Origin of the sequence: Vespertiliibacter pulmonis (assembly GCF_013377275.1) — a bacterium.
Taxonomy (GTDB): Bacteria; Pseudomonadota; Gammaproteobacteria; order Enterobacterales; family Pasteurellaceae; genus Vespertiliibacter; species Vespertiliibacter pulmonis.
In genome coordinates this window covers 231,895-245,529 of sequence record NZ_CP016615.1, presented here as the reverse complement: position 1 = coordinate 245,529, position 13,635 = coordinate 231,895, and the positions used below count along the sequence as shown (strand labels likewise).

The window sequence follows — 13,635 nt, the reverse complement described above, 5'->3', positions numbered from 1 at the left end:
TTCGCTTATTTTATAACAATAATAAATGAAAGGAGCAAACAATGAAAACAGCATTAGTTACTGGCGTTACCGCGGGATTTGGCTTAGCCATTTGTAAAATATTGATTAACGCAGGTTATAAAGTGATTGGAACGGGCAGACGAGCCGAGCGTTTAGCTGAGTTAAAAACAGAATTCGGTGAACATTTCTTACCATTAGCCTTTGATGTGAGTGATGTTGAGCAAGTAAAAACAGCATTGAATGATCGCCCGACAGGTTGGCAAACAGTAGATTTATTAGTCAATAATGCAGGGTTAGCGTTAGGGCTCGAGCCTGCTAATAAAGCTAATTTGAATGATTGGTTACAAATGATTGATACCAATATTAAAGGGCTTGTAGCGATAACTCGTGAAATTCTACCTGAAATGGTGGAAAGAAATCAGGGACATATTATCAATATTGGTTCGATTGCGGGAAATTATGCTTACCCAGGAGGTAATGTATATGGTGGTACTAAGGCTTTTGTCAAACAATTTAGTTTGAATTTACGAGCTGATTTGTCAGGAACAGCAATTAGAGTGAGCAATGTTGAACCAGGGCTTTGTGGCGGAACAGAATTTTCAAATGTTCGTTTTAAAGGTGATGATGAAAAAGCCACAAAAGTCTATGAAAATGTAGATTTTGTTACCCCTGAAGATATTGCAAATATTGTGTTATGGCTTAATCAACAGCCTGCACACGTTAATATTAACCGTATTGAAGTGATGCCAACGGCACAAAGTTTTGCTCCGCTTTCTATTAGCCGTAGCCAGTAGAAATATGCAAAATGATAAAAGATTGGCATGTTATTTGCCAATCTTTTGATAGATCTCACCGCTTGTTGCATTTTTTCCTTGTAATTCCTCAAATTTTTGTTAAATTCCATCAGTTATTTTTCATTTAAACACGAAAGGTTAAGCAATGAGCCAACTGGATTTAATTAAATCATCAATCAAATCTATTCCTGATTATCCGAAAGCAGGGATTATTTTCCGTGATATTACTTCTTTATTAGAATCACCTGAGGCATTTCGTGCCTCGGTTGATGCAATCGTGGCGGAGTTTAAAGATAAAGGTATCAATAAAATTGTTGGAACAGAATCAAGAGGTTTCATCTTTGGGGCACCTGTTGCGTTAGCATTAGGTGTACCTTTTGTTTTAGTGCGTAAGCCTAAAAAATTACCTCGAGCAACAATTTCTCAATCTTATACGCTAGAATATGGTGAAGATACGTTAGAAATTCACTCTGATGCTATTAAGGAAGGGGACAATGTCCTAATTATTGATGATTTATTAGCAACAGGTGGAACAGTTGAGGCAACAGCAAAATTGATTCGCCGTTTAAATGGCGTGGTTGAAAATGCGGCATTTGTTATTTGGCTACCTGAATTAAAAGGGGCAGAGCGTTTAGCTGAATTTGGCATTAAGCCTTTCACTTTAGTGAGCTTTGACGGTCATTAATTTATATTAAAATAGGTAATTTTGTGTCCTATCAAGTTCTTGCACGAAAATGGCGACCACAACGTTTTAATCAAGTGGTTGGACAACAACACGTTTTATCTGCTCTTGAAAATGGGTTGCGAGAAAATCGGTTACATCACGCTTATCTTTTTTCAGGTACTCGGGGGGTAGGGAAAACGTCTATTGCACGTTTATTTGCAAAAGGGCTAAACTGTGAAACAGGAATTACGGCTGATCCTTGTGGAAAATGTGCAAATTGTAAAGCGATTGAAGAAGGGCGTTTTATTGATCTTATTGAGATTGATGCGGCTTCTCGAACTAAAGTGGAAGATACCCGTGAGTTGCTTGATAACGTGCAGTATAAACCTACGGTAGGACGTTTTAAAGTTTACTTAATTGATGAAGTGCATATGCTCTCTCGCAGTAGTTTCAATGCATTGCTAAAAACATTGGAAGAGCCGCCTGAGTATGTGAAGTTTTTATTGGCAACGACTGATCCACAGAAATTACCTATCACGATTTTATCTCGTTGTATGCAATTTCATCTGCGGGCATTGGATCAGTCTCAAATTCAGCATCATCTTGAATTTATTCTAAAACAAGAAAATATTTCGTACCAGCTTTCAGCGGTTGAAAAGTTAGCAAAAGCTGCACAAGGTAGTATAAGAGATTCGCTTAGTTTAACGGATCAAGCCATTGCAGTTGGTAATGGTGAAATTACCTTACCAACAGTTAGCCAAATGCTAGGGTTGATTGATGATCATCAACCTATTGAATTGGTACAAGCATTAGCTCTTGCTGATGGTGAAAAAGCGATGAATGTTATTCAATCGGTTGCACAAAAAGGTGTAGATTGGCAACAGCTATTAAGCGATGTGGCTGAGCGTTTACATCAAATTGCAATGTTGCAATTATTACCTCATTCATCACAACATCACGATCACAATATAGAAAATTCACAAAGCGAAAGTGCATTACATTTTCTTGCTCGTCAGTTACCCCCTGAAGATGTACAATTTTTCTATCAGTTAATGTTAGCAGGGAAAAAAGAGTTATCGCTTGCTCCAGAGCCTCGCATTGGTGTGGAGATGACAATATTGCGAGCATTGGCTTTTCACCCGAAAAACGCCGATAAAATCGTAACACCTACGACCTCAGTAGTTTCTACTCAGCCAGTTAAAAGTGTCTCAGCTACGCAGTCAAAGATTGCACAGATAAAGGAACAACTTGTACAAAATCAACAAGTAGAGGCTAAAAAGACAACAACATTACAAGCGGTGAGTTCTATAGAAAATATTGCAAATAACGTAGCTGAAACTACCGCTTTATCCGAAAATTTATCAAAAACATCGCCATTAAAAGCGGCAACAATGGCTCTCAATGCGTTAAATCGACTTGATGCATTAAGTTCAGAACAGCAAAAAAAAAAGCGTGAATTTTTAACGCCAACCTCAACTAAAGGAAGCCGTTCTGATAGTGAGAACTTACAGGCACGTTTTGCAAAATTAGCGAATAAAAATGTAGAACAGGCGAAAAAAGCTGAACATTCAGTGCAAGATAATGATGGTGAAGATTACCGTTGGACATGGCTCAATCCCGAATTAGAAAATCAGCAAGAAATTACTCAAAAACCTTCCGATATTAAGCAAGCTATTTTGCAAGAACGCACACCTGAGTTAGTGCAGAAAACAATTAAACTTGCTAGTGAGCAAGATGAGTGGTGTCGTATTATTAACCATTTAACCCTTCCAGGGCTAGCACGTCAATTGGCTTTAAATAGTTATCTTGCAGGTCAGCAAGGTGATGAGTTGCAATTAGTTTTAAAACCTGTAATGGCACATTTAAAAAATACTGAAAACTTAGAAAATTTAAAGCAGGCGTTAGCAGAACAAGGGTTAAATTACCATCTATCTCTTGGCGAGAGCAATACACATAAAACACCCTTAGAACTACGCCGGCAAATTTTTGAGCAACTTACTCAATCAGCGAAACAAGCGTTGATAGCAGATGAGAAATTACGATTATTAAAAAACGCGTTTAATGCAGAAATTGATGAATCTACGATAAGGGCAGTTGCAGAGTAATAGTATCAAACAGAATAAATAGAGAAAAGGTGAGTAATCTAAAATGAAAGCATTAGAAATTAAGCAGTTAGTAAAGCAATATCGTACAGGTGTACAAGCTATTAAGGGAATTGATTTAAGCGTGGAACAGGGCGATTTTTATGCATTACTTGGGCACAATGGTGCAGGAAAATCAACATTAATTGGGATCATTAGTTCGTTGGTAAATAAAACAAGTGGTTCTGTTAATGTGTTCGGCTATGATCTCGATACGCAAAAAACACAATTAAAACAGCAGATTGGCTTAGTACCACAAGAATTTAATTTTAACCAATTTGAAAAAGTGATTGATGTATTGCTTTGTCAAGCAGGATTTTATGGAGTAGATCGAGCAACGGCATTAGAGCGGGTTGAATATTGGTTGCGTAAATTAGAATTATGGGAAAAAAAAGAGGCACAGATCCGAGAATTATCGGGTGGAATGAAACGCCGTGTAATGATTGCCAGAGCTTTAATGCATAACCCTAAATTATTGATTTTAGATGAACCAACGGCGGGGGTTGATATTGAATTACGCCGTAGTTTATGGGATTTCCTGCGTGAGCTAAACCAAAATGGGACAACTATTATTTTAACTACCCATTATTTGGAAGAGGCGGAAATGCTTTGTCGGAATATAGGCATTATCCAAAAAGGGCAATTAGTTGAGAATACTTCGATGAAAGCATTGCTAGCAAAACTAGAGGCAGAAACATTCGTGTTAGATATTGCCGAAAAGCAACCGCTTGTGATTGAAGATTACCCAATTAAATGGATTGATGAAACGACGCTTGAAGTTGAGGTTAAACGCAAACAAGGGCTGAATAGATTATTTCAACAGTTGACGGAACAACATATCAATATATTGAGTTTGCGTAATAAATCTAATCGTTTAGAAGAATTTTTTATGAGCTTGAAATAGGAAGAAGATATGATTGGTTTTTACACGTTAGTTTTTAAAGAAACAAAAAGAGTGCTACGCATTTGGCGACAAACACTTGTTCCACCGATAATTACGACTACGCTATATTTTTTAATTTTTGGTACTTTAATTGGTAATCGTATTGGTGAAATGAATGGCGTGAGTTATATGCAGTTTATTGCACCAGGGCTGATTATGATGAGTTCTATTACTTCAGCTTATGGTAATACGGCTTCTTCATTTTTCTTGAGTAAATTTGTGCGTAATATTGAAGAACTGCTTGTTTCGCCAATTTCTACTCATACTATTATTTGGGGCTATGTTTTCGGTAGTATTGTTCGAGGTGTATTGGTTGGAGCATTAGTTACTGCTGTCGCGCTCTGCTTTGTTTCTTACGATATTTATTCGTGGAGTATTATTTTTCTTACAATGTTGCTGAGTACCATCGTTTTTGCATTAGGTGGGCTTATCAATGCAGTATATGCTAATACCTTTGATGATATCGGTATTATTCCGACTTTTGTATTAACACCTTTAACCTATTTGGGCGGTGTGTTCTATTCTATCAGTTTATTACCAGAATTTTGGCAAATTGTTTCTCGCTTTAATCCGATTGTTTATATGATTAGTGGTTTTAGATATGGTTTTCTTGGAATAAGTGATGTGTCTATTTACTACACTTTTGGTGTGCTTGCCTTATTTATTATTGCTTTATATAGCTGGGCATATTCGTTAATTGAACGTGGCGTAAATTTGCGTAGTTAATTCATAACATATAAGGAAATAAGAATGAATTGGCGTTGGATAAGTGTAGCTGTTGCTTTTGCAAGTTGGTTATTTCCAAATAATGTGTTTGCTGAAAATATTCGAGTATTTGCAGCCGCTTCAATGACGAATGTATTACAGCAGTTAGGTATGCAATATCAAACAAAATTTCCAGCTGATCAGCTAACTTTTTCCTTTGCAGGCTCATCAACACTTGCAAAGCAGATTGAACAAGATGCTCCCGCTGACCTATTTATTTCTGCAGATCAACATTGGGCAGATTATTTAATAGCTCATCAGCCAAATAAAATAACGAACCAACGAATTCTTGCCAAAAATAGTCTGGTGTTGATTGCACCTAAAGAAAGTGATTTACACGCAATAGAAATTCAGCAAATGGATCTCCCTAAAATCTTAGGTGAACGTTATTTAGCCATTGCAGATGATAATGTACCAGCAGGGCGGTATGCTAAAAAAGCATTAACTTATTTAGGTAAGTGGAACAGTGTTGAAACTCGATTAGCTAAAGCGAAAGATGTGCGTGCTGTATTATCCTATGTTGCACGAGATGAATTACCATTAGGTATCGTTTATGCAACGGATGCTAATATTAGCCCGAATGTCAAAATCGTGGCTGAATTTCCACCAATAAGCTATGGCGATATTGTTTACCCCATTTTAGCATTAAATAATAAACCTGAAGTTCAACGTTTTTTTGCGTTTTTATTTAGTTCAGAGGCACGGCAAACTTTTCAAGATGCAGGATTTGTACCAGTTGAATAAGTTTTCAATAAAACAACCGCTTATCATCACAATATGAACTTATTTTCTGCTTTTTCTCAGCAAGAACTTGATGCTATTTTTTTGAGTTTGAAAGTAGCATCGGTTGCTGTTCTTTTTGCATTACCCTTTGCTATTGCAATAGCGTGGGTGCTTGCCCGCAAAACATTTTTTGGGAAAAATCTACTAAATGGCATTATCCATCTGCCATTAGTCCTTCCTCCAGTGGTAATTGGCTATATATTACTGATTGTAATGGCAAAAAAAGGTATGATTGGGCAGTGGTTGTGGCAATGGTTTAATTTTTCATTTAGTTTTTCTTGGCGTGGAGCAGTGCTTGCATCAATGATTATGGCATTTCCGTTAATGGTACGTTCTATTCGTTTAGTATTTGAAACAGTTGATCCCAAATTAGAACAGGCGGCGAGAACGTTAGGAGCTAGCCCATTAAAAGTATTTTTTACCCTGACGTTACCGCTTTCTTTTTCGGGTATTATTGCAGGGATTGTGCTGGGGTTTGCACGCTCACTTGGAGAATTTGGAGCAACCATTACTTTCGTATCTAATATACCAAATGAAACCCAAACAATTCCTTCTGCTCTTTATACTTTCATTGAAACTCCCGATGGAGAAATGGCTGCTGCCCGTTTATGTTTAGTAGCTATTCTCATTTCTTTATTTGCATTGATTTGCTCGGAAATACTTGCAAAACGTCAGCAGACATATCAGTAGGCTAAAATGTTACAAATTTCGGTAAAACAGCAATTAGGACAATTAAATTTAGATGTAAATGTAGCGATAGAGAGCCAAGGCGTTACCGCAATTTTTGGGCGTTCAGGGGCAGGAAAATCAAGCTTAATCAATTTGATTGCAGGATTGTCTAAAGCTGAAAGTGGGCAGATTGTGTTAAATCAGCGAGTATTATTTAGTACTAAACAAAAGATAAATTTACCCCCAGAAAAACGACGGATTGGCTATGTTTTTCAAGAACCTAGATTATTTCCTCATTATCGAGTTGAGGGCAATTTGAAATATGGTTGCAAGCGGCCAGATCCTGAAAAATTTTTGCAATTAGTTGAGTTATTAGGACTCGGAAACTTGCTTAATCGTTACCCCAATAGCCTTTCTGGGGGAGAAAAACAACGTGTTGCGATTGGGCGAGCTTTACTTTCTGAGCCAGAACTATTATTGATGGACGAGCCATTATCTGCTTTAGATATTCCTAAAAAAAATGAATTGTTGAGCTATTTACGGCAACTTGCCCAGAAACTTCAAATACCTATTTTATATGTTACTCATAGCCTAGGTGAAGTTATTCGGTTATCTAACCGCTTGTTATTGCTTGAACAGGGTAAAATGATGGCCTATGCATCTACCACTGAAGTGCTGAATAGTGAGCTGTTTTTGCCCTGGCAAATTGAAAGTAAAAATAGTTTGTTAGAACTTTCGTTGAGAAATGAACAACCACAAGATCAAATGTTAGCATTACAGCTAGGTAAGCAGAGTATTTGGATAAATAGGCAATCAGGCTATGAATTTGGTGATAAAATTCGGATTATGATTGCTAGCCGAGATGTGTCAATTACCCTCGAACAACCTGTAAAAACATCAATCCGTAATATACTTAAAGGAACCATTTACAAAATTGAGACACGACCTGACCGCTTGGACATTGCAATTACAGTTGGAGAACAAATCATTTGGGCAACAATTAGTTCTTGGGCATTTAGCGAATTGCAATTAACCGTAGGACAGCTCGTTTATTTACAGATAAAAAGTATCTCAATTTAGCCTGTTTTTTCAGCGAGTAATCTTAGATATAAGCAGAAAAGTAGCTTTTTAAATATTTTCCTATTATAATTGACACCGTTTTCATATTCTTAATATCCCCCCTTAGCTCAGTTGGTTAGAGCAGGCGACTCATAATCGCTTGGTCACTGGTTCAAGTCCGGTAGGGGGGACCATTCAAATTACTTGTCCTAATTTATAATCTCAGATTTACAACCGTATATTTTAGTAGTACGCTAATCACACAAATAAATAATTGTTCTAACAATTATAATGATTTCTTATAAACTTTAATTGATAAAAGGAAAGCAAAATGGCAGACGTTGATATCGCTTATATTCAGAAAATGCAAGATCTATATGGTAAATGGGTAAAACTTCAACCAAAACTTGAAAAAAATATTCAACAATGGCAAGAGGCTGTGGCAATCATGGCTGAACTTAAACCATTTTATTCAAATCCAAAATGGATTGAACTATATGAAATGAGTGAGGATGAGTTACCGTTAGAAACCAATGGAAATTATAGCGTGCTATCTCAAGATGCATTGTGGAATGCTTTTGAAGAAGAGCAAAGCTTATCTTCAGAATTAAAAGAGATTTTAGCAAAACTTGAAGCGCAAAATGATTAATTATTAACATAAATATTACTAAATTATGCTTTTTTAGGGCAATTAAGTCATTAAAAATAGAATTGCTCTTTAATGAGATAAAGGAAAGTTATGACAAATAATAAAGTATGGTTAGTTACGGGGGCTTCCAGTGGCTTAGGTTTAACAACGGTTAAGACATTACTTGCACAGGGTTACCGTGTGGCAGCTACTACAAGAGATGTTGAAAAATTGAAAATTGCTGTAGGCTATTCAGGCGAGAATTTTTTACCAATTACAATGAAAATCACAGATGAAATTGATATTCAGCGTGGTATAGCTGATATTTTAAGTACATTTGGTCGAATTGATGTAACAGTAAATAATGCGGGTTATATCCAAGTTGGAGCTATTGAAGAGCTTTCAGACAAAGAAATACGTGATAATTTCGATATTAATGTATTCGGTATGATGAATGTTATTCGAGCAGTGATGGCAGTTTATCGCCAGCAAAAGAGCGGTCGTTTTCTCAATATATCTTCAATTTCGGGAAGTACAACTGCACCTGGACAAGCAATTTATAGTGCAACGAAAGCCGCTGTTATTATGTTAAGTGAAGCCGTGGATTATGAAGGCAGAGATTTTAATGTGCGTTCTATTGCAGTTTGTCCGGGAGGACTACGCACAAATTTCCTTGGAGGTTCGGCTCGTTTCCCGGAACATCCGTTAAATGAGTATAGTAGTGTTCGTCAATATGAGCAAGCATATCGTGGTTTACATCAAAATCAAAGTGGTGATCCTGAGAAAGCAGCAGCGGCATTGATTGAGTTAGCAGAAGCAGAAAATCCACCACTTCGTATCTATTTAGGTGCGGATAGTTTTGGTGGGGCTGTTCGTAAGAACCAAGAAATAATGCAAGAAATGCAAGAGTGGCAACCGCTGTCGTTAAGCACTCGTTATGATAGTTAACTAAATTATCCCATTGTTTTTAGAAAAACAGTGGGATTTTTTTACTATCTTTTGAGTGCTTTTCTAGTTTATATTTTTTGTTATTTCTGACTATATAAAAATAGTCTTGGTATAAGAAATTATTTAAAAGTAATAGGTATAAAAAAGCCCGATACCAAAAGGGTAATAGTATCGGGAGGAGGTCTTACCTAAGGAAATGAAAAAAACTTTGCTATTTGAGTTTAAGCATTTAGCACTTAATCAGACTAGTTATTTATCATAAAGTTCATTCGTTTTTATAAAATAGTTAAAAAATTTCAATAAAGAATGAATGGAAGATAAAAGTGGTTTATTAGTAATAAAAGTGCAAAATTTTGAATAAACAGACCGCTTGTTGAGTATTACAAGCGGTCTGTTTATCTAAAGAATTTGTAATCAGCCGGTATTCCTCATTCCCGCAGCAATACCTGTAATGGTAATCATTAAAGCCTGTTCAAGAGCTGGATCGGTTATTTCTCCTTGTTTACGTAAGCGGTATAGAAGTTCAACTTGCAGAAGATTGAGCGGGTCGGTATAAATATTGCGTAAGGCGATAGAATCTGCAATCCATGGAAGATCCGCCATTAATTGTCCTTCGTGAGCGAGAGATAAAACGGTTTTGATATCCTTTTGTAGTTGGCTACGTAAGGTGTTACCTAAATAGTGTAGTTGCTGTGCCACGAGACGTTGATCGTAATGTTCGGCAAGCCATAAATCAGTTTTGCTGAAGACCATTTCTAACATACCAATACGGGTAGAGAAAAATGGCCATTGTTCGCACATCTCTTTCAATAGGGGATAATTTCCTTGTTCAATTAATTGTTGTAACGCTTGACCAGCACCTAACCACGCAGGCAGCATTAAGCGGTTTTGCATCCAGGCAAATATCCACGGAATTGCTCTTAAACTTTCAACACCGCCATTCGGGTTACGTTTGGCAGGGCGAGAGCCTAAAGGTAATTTTGATAATTCTAGTTCAGGGGTAGCACTGCGGAAATAAGGTACGAAGTTAGGTTCATCTCGTACTATATGACGATAGCATTGGCAGGAAATATCTGCACTTTGATCCATTATTTCACGCCATTGCGGTTTTGGTTCTGGTGGCGGGAAAAGATTTGCTTCAAGTATCGCACTGGCGTAAAGATCTAAGCTTTCAATGGCAACAGCTGGTAGACCAAGTTTAAAGCGAATCATTTCGCCTTGCTCGGTTACTCGTAAACCATTTTTTAATGACCCAGGAGGCTGAGAAAGTAGAGCAGCGTGAGCAGGTGCGCCGCCACGTCCAATTGTACCTCCACGCCCGTGAAAGAGCGTAAGTTCAATATCAAATTTTTTGCAGAGATTAACTAAGGCTTCTTGTGCTCGATATTGTGCCCAAGACGCCGCTAACATACCCGCATCTTTCGCTGAATCGGAGTAGCCGATCATGATCATTTGTTGGTGATCAATGATTTCACGATACCAATCCATCTCAAAGAGTTCACTCATCACTTTTTCACAGCGGTTGAGATCATCTAATGTTTCAAATAAGGGAGATACAGGAATTTTTTGAGTACAGCCCATTTCCTTGAGTAATAGATGAACGGCAAGCACATCGGAGGCCTCACGAGCCATTGAGATAATGTAGGCAGAAATTGCACCTTCTGGTTGTTTGGCAATGATTTGAGCTGTTGCTAAAATCTCTGCTGTTTCAGCACTAGGTTGCCAGTTGGTTGGGATTAAAGGGCGGTGCGAGCGGAGTTCTTGAATTAAAAAGGTCTGTTTCTCTTTTTCAGACCATTGGGCGTAGTCGCCTAAGCCAATATAGCGAGTAATTTCTGCAATCGCCATTGTATGTCGGGAGCTTTCTTGGCGGATGTCTAAACGAGTTAGACCTAAGCCAAAGCAACGAACTCGGCGCAGGCAATCTAATAATCCTCCATTAGCGATAATCCGCACGCCACATTGTATTAAAGATTGGTAGCAATCATAGAGAGGCTGCCAAAGTTGTTCATCTTGTGTCAAAATTTCTTGTAAATGAATAGTAGAAGGTTTTCCTTCGAGCAATTCACCGTAATAGGTAACCGTTTTGATCAATTTTGTGCGTAGAGATCGCATAACTGCTCGGTAGGGCTCTAAATTGCCGCCATATTTTTCTCGAAATTCAGGAGTACATTGCACAACGGAAAGTTCTTCCGTTAAATTTCGAATATCATTTAAAAATAGTTCTGCGGCTTTCCAGCGGTTCATCAGTAGCACTTGGCGAGTTGTTTCAGCAGTAACGAATGGGTTACCATCTCTATCTCCGCCCATCCATGAAGAAAAACGCACCGAAGAAAGCGAGACCGAATACTGCACGCCGAAGTGTTTTTCTAAATGAAAATTGATTTGACGACAAAATTCAGGCACAGCGTGCCATAAACTATTTTCAATTACTGCCATTCCCCATTTGGCTTCATCGACTGGCGTTGGGCGTTGGGTTCGAATTTCATTTGTATGCCATGCTAATGCAATTAGTTGCAATAAACGGCGTTTGTATTTGGTGCTTTCCTGTTCAGTTAAATCATCGTGTTCAAGTAGGCTCAGGCAACGGTTAATCTCAACATGTTTATGGACTAAGGAACGGCGAGTAACTTCTGTTGGGTGAGCGGTTAGAACAAGATCAATCAGCAACTTATCAATGGCTTCTAGCACTCTACCTACGGGCATTTGTTGTGCTTTTAACCGTGCAAAAAGTGCTCCGAGCGATCGTTCACTTAATGAATGATCTTGATTATGACGGGAAATAGTTTGGTACTGTTCAGCAATATTAGTGAGATTAAGAAAATGGCTAAATGCTCGAGCAACAGGAATGACGTTTTCGGTTGAAATGGTCGATAAAATATCGAGTAATTGTTTTCTGGCGGTGTCATCTCCGCCACGAGATGCTCGTGAAAGTTTACGAATATTTTCGATTAACGCTAAAATATCGCTCCCTTGCGCATCGCAAATAGTTTCCCCTAGAAAATCGCCTAACATATGAATGTTATTTCGCATTGATTCATATTGATGATGCATAAAATATCCTTTTGCTATTCTTCTAAAATATATTGGGTGTAGATATACCGAAAAAGTAAAGCGAGTGCAATATTTTGTTCAATTATTTTTATACTGAGGATTAGAAAAATTTATGCTTTAAATTGATGTAGGAGATATAAGCGGTTTCTTTGCAAAAAATTTTGCGAATCAACCGCTTGCTGGATAGGCTTACTGCGAATTAAATAGTGCTTGGTGAGCAAGTAATTGCTCTCGGGTTAGGCTGAAAACACCCAAACCGCCATTTTGGAACTCAAGCCAGTTAAATGGCACGGTAGGGAATTGCTCAATAAGATGAACCATACTGTTACCTACTTCGCAAACTAATACACCGTTGTCGGACAGATATTCTGCGGATTGTGCCAAAATACGTTTAGTAATTTCTAGCCCATCAATGCCTGAGCCAAGAGCGAGCTCAGGTTCGTGTTGAAATTCTTCAGGCATTGAGTCAAGATCTTCTTGGTCAACATAAGGTGGATTAGTGATAATTAAATCATATTTATCTTGTGGTAATCGGTTAAATAAATCTGACTGTAACGGGAAGACTCGTTCTGCCATTTGATAGCGGTCAATGTTGATTTCAGCAACATTGAGAGCATCAGTTGAGAGATCAATAGCATCAATTTCTGCGTTCGGAAAGCGTTCAGCACAAGCAATAGCAATACAACCACTGCCTGTACAAAGATCTAAAATTCGGTGAGGTTCTGTACGTAAAATCCCTGTAAAGCCTTGCTGAATAAGTTCGCCAATAGGTGATCGTGGAATAATTACTCGTTCATCAACATAAAAATCTAAGCCACAAAACCACGCACTATGGGTGAGATAAGCAACAGGCTTGCGTAGTCCTAAGCGTTGTTGCACCATTTCAATAATACGTTGTTTTTCAACAGCGGTAAGACGTGATTGGTAGAGACTTTCTGGCACATCAACTGGCAGAGCTAAAGCGCTTAAGACTAATTGATTAGCTTCATCCCACGCATTGTCGTGCCCGTGTCCGTAGTAAATATCAGACGCATTAAAATAACTATATGCCCAACGCATCATATCTAAAATGGTTTTGAGATCTTGCTCAACGGGAGATTGGGCTATATCGTCAAGTAATTCAAGGTTATATTTAAACATAGGTATCCTATTTTAATTTTACGGTTAGCAGAATAAATCTTTGCTAA

12 protein-coding genes and 1 tRNA gene are annotated in these 13,635 nt (G+C 37.8%); 11 read left to right on the top strand and 2 right to left on the bottom strand.

Annotated features, from left to right (window positions below; genetic code table 11):
• Positions 1–41 precede the first annotated feature (41 nt).
• The 11 genes from A6B43_RS01250 (at position 42) to A6B43_RS01200 (ending at position 9,394) form a co-directional block, all read left to right on the top strand.
• A complete protein-coding gene (locus A6B43_RS01250; RefSeq protein ID WP_124210784.1) occupies positions 42–794 on the top strand; it encodes an SDR family oxidoreductase in 753 nt (250 codons plus the stop codon).
• 145 nt (positions 795–939) lie between these two features.
• Entirely contained in the window at positions 940–1,479 is a 540-nt protein-coding gene (apt, locus tag A6B43_RS01245; RefSeq protein WP_124210783.1) for an adenine phosphoribosyltransferase, read from the top strand.
• 23 nt (positions 1,480–1,502) lie between these two features.
• The gene (gene dnaX, locus A6B43_RS01240) at positions 1,503–3,563 is read left to right on the top strand and encodes a DNA polymerase III subunit gamma/tau (RefSeq protein WP_124210782.1); all 2,061 of its coding nucleotides are present in this window, start codon (positions 1,503–1,505) and stop codon (positions 3,561–3,563) included.
• 43 nt (positions 3,564–3,606) lie between these two features.
• The gene (locus A6B43_RS01235; RefSeq protein WP_124210781.1) at positions 3,607–4,503 is read left to right on the top strand and encodes an ABC transporter ATP-binding protein; all 897 of its coding nucleotides are present in this window, start codon (positions 3,607–3,609) and stop codon (positions 4,501–4,503) included.
• A gap of 9 nt (positions 4,504–4,512) precedes the next feature.
• Entirely contained in the window at positions 4,513–5,268 is a 756-nt protein-coding gene (locus A6B43_RS01230) for an ABC transporter permease (RefSeq protein ID WP_124210780.1), read from the top strand.
• Positions 5,269–5,292: 24 nt separating this feature from the next.
• Positions 5,293–6,051, top strand: a complete 759-nt coding sequence (gene modA, locus A6B43_RS01225) for a molybdate ABC transporter substrate-binding protein (RefSeq protein ID WP_124210779.1) — start codon at positions 5,293–5,295, stop codon at positions 6,049–6,051.
• Between the two features lie 33 nt (positions 6,052–6,084).
• Entirely contained in the window at positions 6,085–6,780 is a 696-nt protein-coding gene (modB, locus tag A6B43_RS01220; RefSeq protein WP_124210778.1) for a molybdate ABC transporter permease subunit, read from the top strand.
• Between the two features lie 6 nt (positions 6,781–6,786).
• On the top strand, positions 6,787–7,839 hold the full coding sequence (gene modC / locus A6B43_RS01215; RefSeq protein WP_124210777.1) for a molybdenum ABC transporter ATP-binding protein ModC: 1,053 nt from the start codon (positions 6,787–6,789) through the stop codon (positions 7,837–7,839).
• 96 nt (positions 7,840–7,935) lie between these two features.
• A tRNA-Ile gene (locus A6B43_RS01210) sits at positions 7,936–8,012 on the top strand.
• A gap of 137 nt (positions 8,013–8,149) precedes the next feature.
• Positions 8,150–8,467 carry a DUF4298 domain-containing protein gene (locus tag A6B43_RS01205; RefSeq protein WP_124210776.1) on the top strand — a complete coding sequence of 106 codons (318 nt, stop codon included), beginning with the start codon at positions 8,150–8,152 and terminating at the stop codon, positions 8,465–8,467.
• A 90-nt stretch (positions 8,468–8,557) separates the two neighbouring features.
• Entirely contained in the window at positions 8,558–9,394 is an 837-nt protein-coding gene (locus tag A6B43_RS01200; protein ID WP_124210775.1) for an SDR family oxidoreductase, read from the top strand.
• A 414-nt stretch (positions 9,395–9,808) separates the two neighbouring features.
• Here the strand turns inward: A6B43_RS01200 and ppc are convergent, their stop codons facing one another.
• Positions 9,809–12,448 (bottom strand): phosphoenolpyruvate carboxylase, encoded by a 2,640-nt coding sequence (gene ppc / locus A6B43_RS01195; protein ID WP_124210774.1) that lies wholly within the window; start codon positions 12,446–12,448, stop codon positions 9,809–9,811.
• A gap of 189 nt (positions 12,449–12,637) precedes the next feature.
• Entirely contained in the window at positions 12,638–13,588 is a 951-nt protein-coding gene (gene prmB, locus A6B43_RS01190) for a 50S ribosomal protein L3 N(5)-glutamine methyltransferase (protein ID WP_124210773.1), read from the bottom strand.
• Between the last annotated feature and the right edge of the window lie 47 nt (positions 13,589–13,635).